The 16,538-nt window shown below is 53.4% G+C and carries 13 protein-coding genes; 8 read left to right on the forward strand and 5 right to left on the reverse strand.

Features of this window, described 5'->3' with window-relative positions; genetic code table 11:
* Position 1: 1 nt before the first annotated feature.
* Positions 2-1,147 carry a M23 family metallopeptidase gene (locus ACOOGA_RS00460; RefSeq protein WP_420430705.1) on the forward strand — a complete coding sequence of 382 codons (1,146 nt, stop codon included), beginning with the start codon at positions 2-4 and terminating at the stop codon, positions 1,145-1,147.
* On the forward strand, positions 1,125-1,556 hold the full coding sequence (locus tag ACOOGA_RS00465; protein WP_417460825.1) for a bactofilin family protein: 432 nt from the start codon (positions 1,125-1,127) through the stop codon (positions 1,554-1,556). The genes ACOOGA_RS00460 and ACOOGA_RS00465 overlap by 23 nt, the downstream gene beginning before the upstream one ends.
* A gap of 74 nt (positions 1,557-1,630) precedes the next feature.
* Here the strand turns inward: ACOOGA_RS00465 and ACOOGA_RS00470 are convergent, their stop codons facing one another.
* The 4 genes from ACOOGA_RS00470 to ACOOGA_RS00485 all read right to left on the reverse strand — a co-directional run bounded on the left by ACOOGA_RS00470 (position 1,631) and on the right by ACOOGA_RS00485 (position 7,303).
* Positions 1,631-2,218, reverse strand: coding sequence for an ATP-dependent Clp protease proteolytic subunit (locus tag ACOOGA_RS00470; protein ID WP_417460826.1), 588 nt, complete (start codon positions 2,216-2,218; stop codon positions 1,631-1,633).
* Positions 2,219-2,259: 41 nt separating this feature from the next.
* Positions 2,260-3,388 (reverse strand): peptide chain release factor 2 gene (gene prfB / locus ACOOGA_RS00475; protein ID WP_417460827.1). Its coding sequence is split into 2 segments (ribosomal slippage): positions 2,260-3,318 and positions 3,320-3,388, totalling 1,128 coding nucleotides; the frame shifts between segments, so codons are not numbered across the junction.
* Positions 3,389-3,437: 49 nt separating this feature from the next.
* Positions 3,438-5,957 carry a penicillin-binding protein 1A gene (locus ACOOGA_RS00480; RefSeq protein ID WP_417460828.1) on the reverse strand — a complete coding sequence of 840 codons (2,520 nt, stop codon included), beginning with the start codon at positions 5,955-5,957 and terminating at the stop codon, positions 3,438-3,440.
* Between the two features lie 149 nt (positions 5,958-6,106).
* Positions 6,107-7,303: an N-acetylmuramoyl-L-alanine amidase gene (locus ACOOGA_RS00485; RefSeq protein ID WP_417460829.1), complete on the reverse strand. Its 1,197-nt coding sequence runs from the start codon at positions 7,301-7,303 to the stop codon at positions 6,107-6,109.
* 523 nt (positions 7,304-7,826) lie between these two features.
* On the opposite strand from ACOOGA_RS00485, the gene ACOOGA_RS00490 reads away from it, so the two are divergent.
* The 3 genes from ACOOGA_RS00490 (at position 7,827) to ACOOGA_RS00500 (ending at position 13,021) form a co-directional block, all read left to right on the forward strand.
* Positions 7,827-10,658 carry an Rne/Rng family ribonuclease gene (locus ACOOGA_RS00490; RefSeq protein ID WP_420429287.1) on the forward strand — a complete coding sequence of 944 codons (2,832 nt, stop codon included), beginning with the start codon at positions 7,827-7,829 and terminating at the stop codon, positions 10,656-10,658.
* Between the two features lie 161 nt (positions 10,659-10,819).
* Positions 10,820-12,220 (forward strand): M48 family metalloprotease, encoded by a 1,401-nt coding sequence (locus ACOOGA_RS00495; RefSeq protein ID WP_417460831.1) that lies wholly within the window; start codon positions 10,820-10,822, stop codon positions 12,218-12,220.
* Between the two features lie 15 nt (positions 12,221-12,235).
* Complete coding sequence (locus ACOOGA_RS00500; protein WP_420429289.1) at positions 12,236-13,021, forward strand: DsbA family protein; 786 nt, start codon at positions 12,236-12,238, stop codon at positions 13,019-13,021.
* Positions 13,022-13,083: 62 nt separating this feature from the next.
* Here the strand turns inward: ACOOGA_RS00500 and thiS are convergent, their stop codons facing one another.
* Positions 13,084-14,073 carry a sulfur carrier protein ThiS gene (gene thiS, locus ACOOGA_RS00505; protein WP_417460833.1) on the reverse strand — a complete coding sequence of 330 codons (990 nt, stop codon included), beginning with the start codon at positions 14,071-14,073 and terminating at the stop codon, positions 13,084-13,086.
* Positions 14,074-14,215: 142 nt separating this feature from the next.
* Between thiS and aroQ the strand changes: the two genes are divergently transcribed.
* Genes aroQ through accC form a run of 3 tightly spaced genes read left to right on the forward strand, consistent with a single transcriptional unit; the run spans position 14,216 to position 16,536 of the window.
* Positions 14,216-14,671 (forward strand): type II 3-dehydroquinate dehydratase, encoded by a 456-nt coding sequence (gene aroQ, locus ACOOGA_RS00510; RefSeq protein WP_417460834.1) that lies wholly within the window; start codon positions 14,216-14,218, stop codon positions 14,669-14,671.
* Positions 14,672-14,697: 26 nt separating this feature from the next.
* Positions 14,698-15,174, forward strand: coding sequence for an acetyl-CoA carboxylase biotin carboxyl carrier protein (accB, locus tag ACOOGA_RS00515; RefSeq protein ID WP_417460835.1), 477 nt, complete (start codon positions 14,698-14,700; stop codon positions 15,172-15,174).
* A 12-nt stretch (positions 15,175-15,186) separates the two neighbouring features.
* Positions 15,187-16,536, forward strand: coding sequence for an acetyl-CoA carboxylase biotin carboxylase subunit (accC, locus tag ACOOGA_RS00520; protein WP_417460836.1), 1,350 nt, complete (start codon positions 15,187-15,189; stop codon positions 16,534-16,536).
* The last annotated feature ends 2 nt before the right edge of the window (positions 16,537-16,538 follow it).

Here is a 16,538-nt window from a genome sequence, read left to right on the forward strand (position 1 = left end):
GATGTCAATAGCATCTGCACTATCAATTTCGCTGATTTGGGGCGGCGTTACCTCATACGCGTACCTGAGCAGTGATCTGACATTGCAGGAAAAAAACCGCACAATCTCGACCATGAGCGCACAATATCAGGCACTCTCAAGTGACTTTTCTGCCCTTGAGGTGGAAGTTGAACGCCGTGCACTTCAACTTGAGACACGCCAGAAGTTCCTTGAAGAAATGGTAGGCACACCGGCAGAGGCCCTGCCCGAAGCAGCCACCATTGACCAAGAGGGCGACGACGCATCATCGGCTGAAGCTGGCCCAAATACGTCCGAAAATCTGAATCCTGCAGCGCAGGATTCTACGTTTATCGAGCGTATTTTTGGTACAGGTACAGCTCAAGCCGCTGTTCACTCGAATATCGACCGGCGGAAAAACTTACTATATCGCCTGCAAGACATGGAAATGCGCCAGCGCAGCCTCGCCACTTCAATGCGCGACAATGCCTTTAAAGAACTCGCTGCTATTGATAGTGTGTTGGCGCCTACCAAGCTTGGGAGCACAGACCTTATTGATAAGCTCACTACAAACGTAGACGCCCAAGGCGGTCCGTTTGTGGCGGATGTCACTTTTGAGCCTATTTTTAACGCGGAAGACGGAAATATTTACGCAGAATTGTTCACAGGGCGTCAGCGCCTTGAGATGGTCACAATGGTTCTCGATAGTTTCCCCGTCGGCAAACCAGCTGAGAAATATTATCTTTCCAGTAAATTTGGCCGTCGCAAGGACCCATTGAAGAAAACTTGGGCAAATCATCCAGGGCTTGACCTCGCCGGCTGGCCCGGCACTGCGATTTATACAACCGCCCGCGGTAAGGTGGTGCATGCGGGATGGTATGGCCCATACGGAAATATGGTGGAGGTTGACCATGGTAACGGTTTCAAGACCCGCTATGGCCATCTGCGCAAGATACGGGTCGCAAAGGGAGACGAGGTAACATTGGGTCAACGTTTAGGCGACATGGGCAAGACAGGCCGTGTTACTGGAACACACCTTCATTACGAGGTGTGGTTCGATGGAAAAGTCCGCGACCCAATGCCTTATATGAAAGCAGCAAACGATGTTCTCGAAATCCAAGGAAGACATGAAAAAACCAGCCAGCAATAACAACCCGGTGCCCCGCCCTGGTTCGGCGCCGACTCCATCCATCATCGGTTCAGATGTTGAAATTGAAGGCAATATCCGCACGGTAGGTGAATTGCAGCTTGATGGCAGCATTACGGGTGACCTGACCTGTGGCGGCCTCGTGATGGGCGAAAGCGGCGCTGTTAAAGGCACCATTTCGGCCGACAATGTCACGATCCGTGGTTCAGTGAACGGTGAAATTCGTGCTCGCTCTGTTCGGCTTGAGAAGAGCGCCGTGGTAGATGGCGACGTTTATCATGAGAGCCTGTCGGTTGAATCAGGTGCGAAGCTTACCGGCCGTTTTGCCCACACATCCAGCCCAAAGGAAAAGGCAAAGTCCGCACCCGATGAGACACCATCCTTTGTCGCAAAGACATCCGCTGCCGAATAAGCGATGACCACAATTGAAAGAAAAAGGGGACGCTGACGCGTCCCCTTTTTTGCTTTAGTACCACACAATGTTGGTTAGGCGACTTCGTCCTGGCTCGATACGATTTTGCCAACGATCCCATAGGATACCGCATCTTCACAGCCAAGCCAGAAATCCCGGTCTACATCTGTCTCGATTTTCTCAAACTTCTGCCCTGTAGCGTCGGCAAAAATCTTGTTGAGACGAGACCGCATTTTAACGATCTGCACAGCCTGAATATCGATGTTGGTAGCATCACCGCGCACACCACCGGATGGTTGGTGCAATAGGAAGCGCGTATTTGGCGTCGCAAACCGGTTTTCCTTATCAGCTGCCACATAAATAAGTGCACCTGCGCTTGCAACCCAGCCAGTCCCAAGCACTTTAACCGGTGACTTAACAAACTTAATCATGTCATGGATCATATCACCAGATTCCACATGCCCGCCTGGCGACGAGATCACAATCGTGATTGGGTCATTTGATACATGATCCATCGCCATCAGACGCGCGCATGTATCGCGGGCGATATCCTGATCAATTTCGCCTACAATAAATATCTTTCGGGCATCAAACAGAATCTTGTTGATCTGCTCACTGCCCGATTTGCCTTTTTCTTTTTCGTTATCTGTTTCTTTGCTCACGTTTCATCCCCAAGTGGCTAAGCAGGCACGGTGGCCGCACATTAATCTATATCTTCTACGCTCGAGTTCTCACCATGTACACGAGCTGCCAGTGCAGCCGCCATGAATGGATCGAGATCACCATCAAGTACCTTATCTGGCTGGCCAGATTCTTCGCCCGTACGCAAATCCTTCACCATCTGGTAAGGCTGCATTACATATGAGCGAATCTGGTGTCCCCAACCAATCTCTGTCTTTTGGGCGTTTACCGCATTGGCTTCTTCTTCACGCCGCCGCAATTCAGCCTCGTAAAGCCGTGCTTTCAACATGCTCATGGCAGCAGCGCGATTTTTATGTTGTGAGCGTTCCGCCTGGCACTGAACAACAATACCTGATGGTTGGTGGGTAATCCTGACCGCGGAGTCGGTCGTATTCACGTGCTGACCACCCGCACCGGATGCCCGGTATGTATCGACCTTGAGGTCGCCTTCGTTGATATCGATCTCAATCGAATCGTCAATCACTGGATACACCCAAACCGATGCAAAACTGGTGTGTCGACGGGCGTTGCTGTCATAGGGCGAGATACGAACAAGACGGTGAACGCCAGATTCGGTCTTGAGCCAACCGTAGGCATCCTCGCCTCTGATCTGCAGCGTCGCTGACTTAATGCCTGCTTCTTCTCCCGCCATATACTGTACCGTCTCAACCTTGAAGCCCCGCTTCTCGCCCCAGCGCATATACATACGGAACAACATCGAAGCCCAGTCCTGGCTCTCTGTCCCGCCTGCGCCCGAATGAATTTCCACGTAGGTATCATTGCCGTCGGCCTCGCCTGACAACAGCGCTTTCAGCTCGGCCGTTTTCGCCTGTTCCGCCAATTGCTTGAGCTGGATCTCGGCCTCTTTGATCATATCTTCATCGTCTTCCATCTCTGAAAGCTCGATAATCTCAATCGTGGCCTCAAGGTCATCGCCGATTTCACGCACAGCCGTGATAGCGTCATCAAGCTTGGTGCGCTCGCGCATCAGCTTCTGTGCGTTTTGTGGGTCGTTCCAAAGGTCAGGATCTTCAGCGAGGGCATTAAGCTCCTCAAGCCTCAATAAAGCTCTATCCCAGTCAAAGATGCCTCCTCAGCAGCGCCATTGACTGCTGGAGTTGGTCTACGGTTGCCTGAGCTTCCGCACGCATAAACAAAATCCTTCTATCCAGAGTGGCCCGAAACGAACGTTCGGGGCGGTCAATAAATCCCGCCGGTGCCTTTTCGAATTGTGCTTTTTGTTTTAGCGTCTTCAAGCGAACCGTCAAGCACTGCGTATTGCCCTGCCCGAGGTTCAGTACCCGGCTTGAAAGCTTCAAGCACGATGTTCGCGTCCCCAATCGTTGCTGGCTGGCCTGTTTCGGCGTTCACGCGCACCAGTCGAATGCCTGACGGCATACGAAAAGGTACCCCAGGTTCGTTTTTAAGCGCGTCAGCCATAAAGTCCCGGAATATAGGTACAGCAACGGACGAGCCCTCCTCCCCGTCGCCGAGTGAGCGCGGGCGGTCAAACCCCGTGAAAACACCAACAGCAAGATCGGCGGAAAAGCCAATGAACCAGGCATCAAGGCTATCGTTGGTCGTTCCGGTTTTACCTGCAAGGGGTTTTCTGAGCCACTTGATTTTCTGGCCAGTGCCGTTCTCAACAACACCCTGCAGCATGGATACCATCTGATAAGAGGTCTGTGGGTCCAACACCTGCTTACGGTTATCCGGCAACTGGGGTTCACGCTGGTTTCTGTCCCACGTTAGGTCGCAAGGCATGCATATACGATCATCGTGACGATAGACAGTATCACCACGACGGTCCTGAATTCGGTCAATCAGGGAAGGTGACACCTCTTTACCGCCATTAACGAGCATGCCGTAAGCGGCCGTCAGTTGCAGCAACGTGACCTCACCGGCACCCAGCGATGCGGCAAGTGATGGCTCCATATTCTCAGCAAGACCAAACTTGCCTGCATAATCCATTACCGTGCCCATGCCCAGATGCTGTGCGAGGCGCACGGTCATCAGGTTGCGGGATTTTTCAATACCCAAACGCAACGTGCTGGGACCATAAAACTTATTGGAACTGTTCTTCGGTTTCCATTTTCCAAGGCCGTCACCCTGGTCAATGACAAATGGTGCATCCAGGACAAGGCTGGCCGGTGTAAAGCCATTATCAAGCGCCGCCGCATACACGAATGGCTTGAAGGCGGACCCGGGCTGCCGCTCTGCTTGAACCGCGCGGTTATACTGGCTTGCGGCATAATCAAATCCGCCGACCATGGCGAGTACCCTGCCTGTATGCGGGTCCATCGCAACCAAGGCACCGTCAATCTCCGGTACTTGTCGCAAGGCATAATTCTGGACAGTGCCAATAGAGTCGCCCTTGGCATTCCAGAATGTGGAGATCGTCGTTGTCTGGTCTGCGTTCAGTGCTTCAATAGCAATAACATCGCCAACAGAAAGCACCTGGGCGGTATCCTTAACACTGGGGCCCAAACGCTCACCCTGACGCCATGCTCGCGCCCAAGTGATTTCGTCAAACGGCACAAAACCAAAACTGCCGTCTTTTAGTCCGATAATGGCACCGTCTTCGCGAACCTCATGTACCGCTGCAAGCGACCAGCTTGCAAAGCCTAGTGGCTTCTTGAAGGCGCGCAAACGTTCGGCCCACTCGCTATCCATTACAGTGCGACCGACCGGTCCGCGCCAACCGTGGCGGCGATCGTACGCCACCAAACCTTCGCGCAAGGTGCGTTCCGCAATTGCCTGCAACCTTGGCTCCAGGGAAGTGCGAACAGAAAGCCCACCTTCATACAGTACACGGTCGCCATACATACGGCCTACCCTGCGACGTACTTCTTCCGCAAAATGCTCGGCTTCAAAGCGTGCGTGCCCTTCGCGTTCGTGCATCACCAGGTCTTCCGCAACTGCCACCCGGTATGTGGCCTCATCGATATGACCAAGTTCATACATTCGAGACAGGACCCAGTCCCGGCGGCCAACCGCGCGTTCCTTATTTCTAACAGGGTGATAGTTGTTTGGTGCTTTTGGTAGCGCGGCCAGATACGCCATTTCAGCAACCGTCAGCTCATTGAGCGCCTTGTTGAAATAGTTCAGTGCCGCAGCCGCAACCCCATACGAACGGTTGCCAAAATAGATTTCGTTCAGATACAGCTCAAGAATGCGGTCCTTGGAGAATGCTCGTTCGATCCGCAGCGTCAGGATCATTTCCTTGATCTTGCGGTCAAGTCTCTGATCGAGCGTCAGCAGAAATGTACGAGCCACCTGCTGTGTAATAGTTGAGCCGCCTTGCAAGGGTCGGTCCCTAAGCACATTGAGCACGTTTCTCAGGTTGCCTCGGACCATGCCTAGGTAATCCAAACCGTCATGCTCATAGAAGTTTTTGTCTTCGGCTGCAAGAAACGCCTCAATCAGGCCTTCCGGCACCACATTGATGGGCACAAAAAGCCGCTGCTGGCGTGCAAACTCTGTCAGCAAACTACCGTCGCCCGCGTGTATGCGCGTAACAATCGACGGTTCATAGTTTGCGAGCTGACGATAATCAGGCAGGTCACGGCCATAGTAGATGATCGCCCACAACACCGCACCACCAGCCACAACAACGCCCAAAACGCCAGAGATCAAACCAAACTTAAGCAACCGCCGCCAAAGCGGGCGCTTGGTTTTCACCGGCGTCTCATCGGTTTTCTTTTGTTCTAAGTCTGTCATGGCCTCGTATGGGTCTTATCTAGAAACTGACACCAATATACAGGTTTTGCACCAGATTGTGTCGCCCTTATGGCACCAGATGCCGCCTTATGGCACTTTGCTGTAGCGCGTGCAATTATCGCCTCAAATTTTTAGGGATTGTTATAACCTCAACGCCCCAGCGCGACCATCTGCTGAAAATATCTGTCAGTCGCCCTGCGCACTGCCTGAGCAATCTTCTTGCGCCCGCTGTCACTGTTAATAAAACGTGCATTTGTCTTGTTTGTCAGATAACCAGCCTCAAGAAGGATGGACGGAACGTCGGGCGCCTTAAGTACGCCAAGATTGGCAAACCGGTGGCTACGCCCCAGCATGGGCACGTCGCGCGCTAACTCCTGCACAAGAATATTGGCATACTGCGCTGAGAAATTCATCGTCTCTCGCTGCGCCAGGTCGATCAGAATACTTGAAACATCATCGTCCGCCTCATCAAGGTTTACCCCCGCGATCACATCAGACTTGTTCTCGCGAGCAGCGAGTCTACCTGCTTCTTTATCTGAGGCAGTTTCCGAAAGGTTATAAACGCTCGCTCCGCTCACCTTTGAGTTAGCTATAGAGTCAGCGTGCACACTGATAAATAAGTCAGCTCGGTGCCGCCGTGCGATCCTGAACCGTTCGCGCACCGGATGAAATATATCCCGGTCCCTTGTCATGTGAACTTCATAACGTCCTGTTCTATTAAGTTCATCACGGATAGCGCGCGCAATCTCCAGCACAACCACTTTCTCGTAAACACCTATAGCTCCCAAGTTACCGGGGTCCGGGCCGCCATGCCCGGGATCAATAACCACAATTCGTTTACCTGCAATGCGTTTGCGGGGTGCTGTCACATCCGGCACCGATGCGCTCGTGACAACAGGGCGTTCATTTTTACTGCTTTGCACAGCCGCGAGGAAATTGCTGCGCGTCGCAGGTTCCAAATCGAGAACAAAACGGTGCCCATACTGGCCGCGCGGCGGCAGGCTGAAAGCGGTTTTAACCGTCGCGGCTTCTTTCAGGTCCAGAACAATACGGTAAACACCAGGTGCAAAAAGGCCGTGCCTGTATCCTTCAACCAGTCCTGTCGTTTGAACAGCGCTGTTTGCATGCCAGTTTGCTTCAGGAAGATCGATCACAACCCGGTAAGGGTCAGCCAGCAGGAAAATGCCTGGCTCTGTCTCATTGGATATATCCAGGACAAACCGTGTCGTCTCGCCATTGACCCCAAACCTAAGGCCGTCTATCTGCACATCCTTGGCCGCTGAAGGCGCTGCGGCACACATGAATGTGCCGACAATGAGCAAAATCAAATTAAACAGACGCAGCACAAAAAATCCCCACGAACACTTCCTTCACCCTGATTTTGCCGCCCATACTATGAACAACGCCTTAATCTCTCAAGAGAAACAAATCTGCGTGGCGACAATCGGGCTCTTTTGCCACTTTATTACGGCAAATCAGCAACATCATTGCAGTAGAACAACAATTTAGATTGTAATGCTTGCCCGACTTCACTATTTTAACCCTGCGAGTTTACCGACCGGCCGCATGCGCGCGGCGGGTCTGGCTTTGACGGAACGCTCTCGTGGGCTGGCTTTATGCCTTGCTCGCCACCGGACCCAAAGCCGAATAAGGACAAGAACCGGCAATGGCCAAAAGGCTTTGCGCATTGAAAAAACATAAGACAGGTCTGCCTATATCTATTGGGCAGCGACCATCTTTTGTTGTCTGTGGTCTTCCGGGGACTGCCTACTCCACACCTACTGAAATAACATCATATAAATTGGACTTAGCCAGCGCCCCCCTTTCTGAGGGCGTGCCCGCGCGGCTGAGCATCCGGAGAAGTAGTTTATGTCGACAAGAATGCTTATCGACGCGCGTCACTCTGAAGAGACGCGGGTCACAGTTGTTAAGGGAAGCCGCGTAGAGGAGTTTGACTACGAATCTGCAACAAGACGCCAACTTAAAGGGAATATCTACCTCGCACGTGTAACTCGTGTTGAGCCATCCCTGCAGGCGGCGTTTGTGGAATATGGCGGTAACCGTCATGGCTTCCTAGCTTTCAGCGAAATTCATCCTGATTATTATCAGATCCCGGTCGAAGACAGGGAAGAACTGCTGGCTGCAGAAACCCAGGCTGTTGCAGAAACAATAGCGCATGACGATGTCCCTGCAGAAGTCGCCTCGCCCGCTGAAAAGCACGACGATGAAGATGGCGATGAAGCACCCGACGTCAAAGCCAGCGACGAAGACGAGAAAGACGCCGAAATCGAAGAAGCCGCCGCACGTCGGCGTGGTCTTCGTGCCCTCAAGCGCAAATATAACATCCAGGAAGTGATCAAACGCCGTCAGGTGCTGTTGGTTCAGGTGGTTAAGGAAGAACGCGGCAACAAAGGCGCAGCGCTCACCACTTATCTTTCACTTGCGGGTCGCTACTGTGTATTGATGCCTAACTCAACGCACTCAGGTGGCATCAGCCGTAAAATTTCAAGCGCTACTGACCGCAAGCGCCTGAAAAAGATGATTTCCGACATGCAGGTCCCGGAAGAAATGGGCCTTATTGTCCGTACCGCTGGCATGAAACGCACCAAAGCCGAGGTGAAGCGCGATTATGAATACCTGCTTCGTCTCTGGAATGGCATTCGTGAACTGACGCTTCAGTCGGTCGCCCCTGCCCTCGTTTATGAGGAAGGCAACCTGATCAAACGTACCATCCGGGACCTTTACACCCGCGATGTTGACGAGATTTTGGTTGAAGGCGATGAAGGCTACCGCGCAGCGAAGGACTTCATGAAGCTTTTGATGCCAAGCCACGCGAAAAAAGTGCAGCATTACAAGGACCGCATCCCGCTTTTCCACCGGTATCAGGTCGAAAACCACCTGGAAGCTATGTACCAACCTGTGGTGCAACTGCGCTCCGGCGGTTATATCGTGATCAACCCAACCGAAGCTCTCATATCCATTGATGTGAACTCTGGACGGGCCACACGCGAACATAATATCGAAGAAACAGCGCTTAAAACCAACATGGAAGCGGCTGAGGAAGTTGCCCGTCAACTTCGCCTCCGCGACATGGCTGGCCTCGTCGTGATTGATTTTATCGACATGGAAGAGCGCAACAACAACCGCGCTGTTGAGCGCCGCATGAAGGATGTTCTCAAGAACGACCGTGCGCGTATCCAGGTAGGCCGCATCTCCAGCTTTGGCTTGATGGAAATGTCGCGCCAACGTTTGCGCCCTAACCTTCTTGAAGCCAGCATGGAAACCTGTAATGCCTGTGGCGGCACGGGCGTAGTTCGCTCAGTCGAATCCGCAGCGCTTATGGTTCTGCGCCAGTTAGAGGAAGAAGGCATTCGTGGGCGCAGCTCGGTTGTTCGGGTAACAGCGAGCCCCGAGGTCGCGATCTATCTTCTCAACAAGAAACGCGCGATGCTTTCCGATCTTGAGAGCAGCTACGACTTTATCATCGAGGTACTGTCTTCACCGAGCATGGCACCTGCTGAAGTGGAAGTTACACGCGAAGCACACGTCGCTGGCGGTAAAGCCGATGGCCCGGTTGAAAACGCCGCTGTTAAACCGGACGGAGCGGCCAGCGCCCTGCCAATTGGCCCTGCAGCTCCCGTGAGCCCGGCCCCGGTTATTGAGGAAGAGCACGCTGAGGCTCATCGTCCTGAAGCCCATCGCGTTGAAGAAAAATCTGAGGATGATAAACCTCGCCGCAAGCGTCGTAGGCGTCGTAGGCGTAGGCGTGGTGACGAAAACACCGAAAATGCAGCAGCACAAGGCCCGGAATCTACCGCAGGCGAAGCAGCGGCAGACGATGCACAAGGCGGCGCTGAAGCTCATAAAGCTGAAGGTGACGAAACCGGTGGTGAACGCGAGGAACGGCCACGCCGTCGTCGTGGAAGCCGCGGAGGACGCCGTCGTCGTGAACGCCCTGCCGATCAGAACGCTGAACAGCAGAATACCGATGGAGAAGCAGCTGGTATATCCGAGGGCACAAGCCCCGAAACGCCAGCTGTAGCGGCTGATGAAGCACCTGCAGAACAAACCGCAGAGCCGCAGAAGCCAGCCCGTCGTAGACGCCGCGTTGTCAAAAAAGCTGACGATGCACCGCAAGACGCGGCAGCAGATGCTGCACCGGATAACGCACCCGGTGCGGCAGAGGCTGCAGCACAGGAAGAAAAGCCAAAGCCGCGTAGGCGCACCCGCAAGAAAGCTGAGCCTGCATTAGAAACTGCAGCAAGTGAGGTACAAACGAGTGACGCGGCTGCATCAGACGCAGTTCCTGCAGATGAAAAGCCAAAGCGGCGCCCACGGCGCAAAGCTGCAGATAAGGTAGCGGCCGAAACCACAGAGGCAGCGCCTGTTGCTGATGAGGCAGCGGCACCTGAAGCGAAGAAGGAAGCCAAGGCTCCTGCCCGCCGCAGACGCGCGCCGAAGAAAGCAGAGGAAGCTGAGACAACTGTCGCTACTGAAGCAGCCCCCAAAGCGCCTGTGGTCAAGTCTGAGAAAAAGGCACCCGCTAAGCCAGCGGCTAAAAAGCCCGCAGCAAAAGAAAAGCCTGTGCAGTCTATCAAGGTGAGCGCCGACGCTGATTCAGCGGAGGCCGCACCTACAGCGCCAGCGGAGGGCGAAGGCGGCCCAAAGCGTAAAGGGTGGTGGCAGCGCACTTTCGGTTAACCACCCGCGCAGGTGACAAGATTAAGGCGGCGAGGCCACAGCTTCGCCGCCTTTCTATTTTATAATCGCTCGAGATCGGCTTTCACGCGCTTGTCAATCATTGTTCATTGACGATTAAGGCCTCGGAGCCTAGCGTTCGCACACGGTGTTGGAGAATTATTTTGTCAAAAGCCTTTAAACAGATAACCACGTCTATTTTGCTTCTGCTCGTGCTGCCCTTTTCTGCCGCAAAGGCGCAGTCGATCCTCAGGGATGCAGAAACAGAAGACTTTCTCCATGAAGTCTCCGATCCCATCTTTATTGCAGCCGGGCTAAACCCCAGTTCCGTGCACCTTTATCTCCTTCATGATAATTCGATCAACGCGTTTGTAACAGGTGGCCAGAATATCTTCATTCACTCAGGCCTTATCCTTGAAGCCAATAATGTGAACGAGTTTCTGGGCGTTATGGCACACGAAACCTGCCATATCGCGTGTGGACACAGGGTGCGGACGGCGAGTGCTCTCGGCACAGCTGGCACAACCTCTATTCTCTCTATGGTGCTTGGCGCTGCTGCAATTCTTGCCGGTGGCGCTGATGCAGGCATGGGCATCATGATGGCAGGCCAGTCCATGGCGCAGGGCCAGTTTCTAGCCTACAGCCGCGGACAGGAAAGCGAGGCCGACCTTGCTGGCGCCCGCTACCTGCAAGAAGCAGGAATCCCGGGTGAGGGCATGATTGCCTTCTTTGAAAAGCTTCGTGATCAGGAGATTCTTGCGCAAGTACGGCAGGACCCTTACGTACGCAGCCACCCGCTTAACCGTACACGTATCATGCAACTACAAGAAGTTGTCGGCGATAGCCCCTATGCAGGACAGCCACCGAATCCCGATATGAATGAAAAGTTCAACCGGCTGAAAGCCAAGTTGGCGGGCTATCTTTTTGAACCCCGGCGTACGCTGAGGGACTATCCACTAAGTGATACCAGTGCATCGGCACGTTATGCTCGCGTGTACGCATATCACAAGGCACTTGAGTGGGACGCAGCGCTCAGCGAAGCTGATGCCCTTATCGCGATGGAGCCTAACAATCCTTATTTTTATGAGATCAAGGGCCAGATACTGTTTGAAAACGGCCGTGTTGAACAAAGCCTGCCGGTATTCAAGCAGGCTGTAGCACTCGCCCCACGCCAACCGCTCATCGCAACGGCTCTGGGTCAGGCCATGGTTTCAACCGAGGATGAAAAACTGATGGCGGATGCCATCCCTATTCTCGAAGCTGCCACCCGGCAGGACCGAAACAATAGTTTTGCCTGGTTTAACCTTGCCAAAGCCTATGCCTGGATGGGTCGGGAAGCTGAGGCCAGCCTCGCAACAGCTGAACGTTTCTATTCTGGCGGGTCGCCAATGCAGGCTGTAATGCATGCTCAGCGTGCGATGGAAGGTTTTGACGAAGGCACACCAGAGTGGCTGCGCGCGCAGGATATCCTTTATGTGTCGCAAGAGGCCGCAGAAAAATTCAGACGCCAACAAGAACGGCAGCGTCGCCAGCAAGATCGGCAACGCCTGCAGGAATTTGAGTAGAAAGTACCAAACTCTATGACAATAAAATCTACATTTGTTGCCGCCGCCCTGACGGCAGCGGTCACCCTTCAGCCCGCCAGTGCTCAGGACAAACCTGACGCTGTGGCGGTAGACCCGGCAGAGAGGGCAAAAATTGAGGCGGTGCTGCAGGACTACCTGCTCGAGAATCCAGAGATTGTTATGTATGCAATTCGGGAACTTCAGCGCCGCCAATCAGTTGCGCAAATGCTGCCATCCATCGAGATGTACAGAAGCTTCCTCGAGGAAGACAAGGGTGCACCGGTAATTGGTAATCCAGACGGTGATGTAACCATTGTTGAATTTTTTGACTATCGCTGCGGTTATTGCCGCCGCCACTTCCCTGAAGTTATGCGCTTAGTGAAAGAAGACGGCAATATTCGCCTACTTCCCAAGCAATTCCCTATCCTTGATCGGCCTGAAGAAAAAGCGCTCTCCCGCATGGCTGCACAAGCAGCGTTAGCAGCCAACAAGCAAGGCAAATTTGAAGAATTTCACGTCGCGCTGATGGGCGCGGGTGCATCCGTGACAGAAGAGCTAATCTATAAAACCGCCACAAGCGTCGGCCTTGACCTAACGCAACTCAAGGCGGATATGGCAGATAAGCTCATCGACAAGCGCATCGGTAATACACTGGCTATTGGCCAGGACATCGGCTTTGAAGGCACACCTGGCTACATCATCGGTAAAGATGTTGTACTTGGTGCAGAAGGATACGACAGGCTAAGGCAGGCTGTCGCCCGGGCGAGAGAGAAACTGGCCAGCGCTTCACCGAGCAACTAACAGTCAAAACCAAAAAAAGGCCGCTCAAAGCGGCCTTTTCCTATCGTCCTGTACTCAGACGACTAAATCAAACCTGAAAGCGGCGAACTAGGATCCGCATAGCGTTTTTTGGGCATCCGCCCCGCGAGGTACGCCAGCCGCCCACTCTCAACGCCCAGCTTCATAGCCCGCGCCATACGAATGGGATCTTTGGCTTCTGCGATCGCCGTGTTCATCAAAACACCGTCACAGCCAAGCTCCATGGCAACGGCAGCATCAGAGGCCGTTCCAACGCCTGCATCCACCAGCACAGGCACGTTGGCCTGCTCGATCATCAACCTGATCTGAACCGGGTTTTGGATACCGAGGCCTGAGCCAATGGGCGCGCCAAGGGGCATGATGGCCACGCAGCCCATATCCTCCAGCTTTTTCGCCGCAATTGGGTCGTCAGAACAGTAAACCATGACCTTGAAACCGTCTTTGATCAGCGCTTCTGCCGCACTGAAGGTTTCCAGCATATTTGGGTACAATGTTTTCTGGTCACCCAGCACCTCAAGTTTCACAAGGTCCCAACCACCAGCTTCGCGGGCAAGCCTTAGCGTCCGCACCGCGCTGTCAGCGTCAAAACAGCCTGCAGTGTTTGGTAGATATGTGATCTTCTTGGGATCGAGATAATCCACCAGCATCGGCTGGTTGGGGTTGGAAACATTCACCCGGCGGACGGCTACGGTCACAATCTCAGCGCCCGACGCTTCAACGGCTTTTGCCGTCTCGTCAAAGTCCTTGTATTTCCCGGTGCCTACAATCAGGCGGGAGTTATATGTTTTGCCCGCAAGTTGCCAACCATCACTTTGTCCTGCCACGGTGCTATTTCCTCCGCCAATAAAATGTACAATTTCCAGCTGGTCACCGTCCTGAAGTTCCACCTCCGCAAAGGTCGATTTGGGCACAATCTCAAGGTTGCGCTCAACGGCTACCTTGGAAGGTTCAAGGCCAATACTCTTGAGAAATTCGGCAAGTCGCTGCCCCTTTGGCAGTTTTTTGGCTTCGCCATTAACGGTGATACTGATCACGATACTCTTGTCCTTAAATGCTCTTGTCGCATCTTTTGCTGAAAATTTCCGCTCGAATTCTTGTCGATGCAGCTTTGCATGCCATGCATATGGCATTATACAAAGGGCTTCAAGCAGTCTGTCGAAACATTGGACGTGTTCTATGAGTGATAGAGAGATGCCAAGAATACTGGTTCTCAATGGCCCCAATCTTAACCTGTTGGGTAGCCGTGAGCCGGAAACCTATGGCTCGCAAACCTTGCCGGAAATTGGCGCCATGCTGAAAGAGCATGCGCAGAGCCGTGGCTTTATGATCGATTTCCGCCAAAGCAATCACGAAGGCACGCTGGTGGACTGGGTTCAGGAAGGGGCGGATGATACCGCTGGCATTATTCTTAACGCCGGTGCGTATACTCATACATCCGTTGCGATCCGGGATGCGATAGCTGCAATCAAGACGCCTGTCATTGAAGTACATCTTTCCAATATTTTTGCGCGGGAGGAATTTCGCCATCACTCCTATATTTCGGACGTTGCCGAAGGGGTGATTTGCGGATTTGGCGCGGTTGGATATGTGCTTGCGATTGACGCCATAGCGAGTATGCTGCGCGTCAAATAACGATCAAGGGTTAAGGGCCTTAATGCATGTCTAAAATCAAAGAATATAAAGAACTTATCCGTGAAATCGCTGAGCTTCTGGATAAATCCACCCTCTCTGAAATTGAGGTGGAAGAAGAAGATTTCCGCATTCGCGTTGCCCGCGAAGTGCCAGCTAACGTAAACTATACGGCTCCTGCTGCCTCTAACGCTGCACCTGCATCCGCAGCGCCTTCCGCAGCAACTGCGGCACCAGCTGCCGCCCCAGTTGCTGCTAACCCGGCTGACCACCCAGGCGCTGTGCCTGCTCCTATGGTTGGTACTGCCTATACGGCACCAACACCGGGTGCTGACGCTTTTGTAAAAGTGGGCGACAAGGTCAAGGAAGGCGATACGCTGCTCATCATTGAGGCCATGAAGGTGATGAACCAGATTTCTTCACCAAAGGCAGGCACGGTGAAAGAGATATTCTTCGCCGATGCCCAGCCAGTAGAATTTGGTGAAACCCTCTGCATTATCGAATAAGGGCAGCATCAAATGTTTGAAAAAGTCCTGATCGCTAACCGGGGAGAAATTGCACTTCGTATCCACCGTGCCTGTCATGAGATGGGCATCAAAACGGTGGCTGTGCACTCCACGGCTGATAGTGATGCTATGCACGTTCGCCTTGCGGACGAAACCGTTTGTATTGGCCCGCCTGCGTCCGCGCAGAGCTACCTGAATATCCCCGCCATCATTTCTGCGGCAGAAATTACAGGTGCTGATGCTATTCACCCCGGCTACGGCTTCCTTTCCGAGAATGCGCATTTTGCCGAGATCGTCGGCGAACATGAAATCGCATTCATCGGCCCAACGCCTGAACACATCCGCATGATGGGTGACAAGATCACAGCTAAGGAAACCGTCAAAAAGCTTGGCATTCCTGTGGTTCCCGGTTCCGAAGGCGGGATCACCGAAGACGAGGAAGCCCGCAAGGTTTGCCGTGAAATCGGGTTTCCTGTCATCATTAAGGCGTCAGCCGGTGGTGGCGGTCGCGGTATGCAGATCGTTCGCAGCGAGGACGAGTTGCCACGCAAGCTGCAAACCTGCCGCACAGAGGCCAAAGCCGCTTTCGGTGACGATGCGGTTTATATTGAGAAATTTCTACAGAAGCCGCGCCATATTGAATTCCAGATCATTGGCGACAGCCACGGCAACTGCATCCACTTGGGCGAGCGGGATTGTTCCCTGCAACGCCGCCACCAGAAAGTGCTTGAGGAAGCCCCTTCCCCGGTGATCGACACTGAAACGCGGGAACGCATGGGCGGCGTTGTATCCAAAGCGATGGCTGATTTCGGCTATTGCGGTGCAGGCACGATCGAGTTTCTCTATGAAGACGGTGAGTTTTATTTCATTGAGATGAACACCCGCCTTCAGGTGGAACACCCCGTAACAGAGATGATCACCGGCATTGATATTGTGCGGGAACAGATCAGGGTCGCCTCAGGTGAGAAACTTTCCTACACGCAGGACATGGTGCGTTTCTTTGGTCACGCCATTGAATGCCGCGTGAATGCTGAAGATCCCTATACCTTCATGCCCAGCCCCGGCAATGTGACACAATATCACCCGCCGGGCGGCTTGAACGTGCGCTGTGACAGCGCCGTATACTCCGGCTACAGGATCCCGCCTTATTATGACAGCATGGTCGCCAAGCTGATTGTGTCTGGTTATACGCGGGAAGGCTGTTTGTTGCGGCTGCGGCGCTCGCTAGAAGAATATGTGATCGACGGTGTCGTCACCACGATCCCGCTTCATCAGGCCCTGATGAACAACGAGGATTTCAAGAACGGGGACTATGATATCCACTGGCTTGAAAAATTCCTTGAAAACAACAAGCCACAATAATG

The organism is Kordiimonas sp. (genome assembly GCF_965216265.1).
Classification (GTDB): Bacteria; Pseudomonadota; Alphaproteobacteria; order Sphingomonadales; family Kordiimonadaceae; genus Kordiimonas.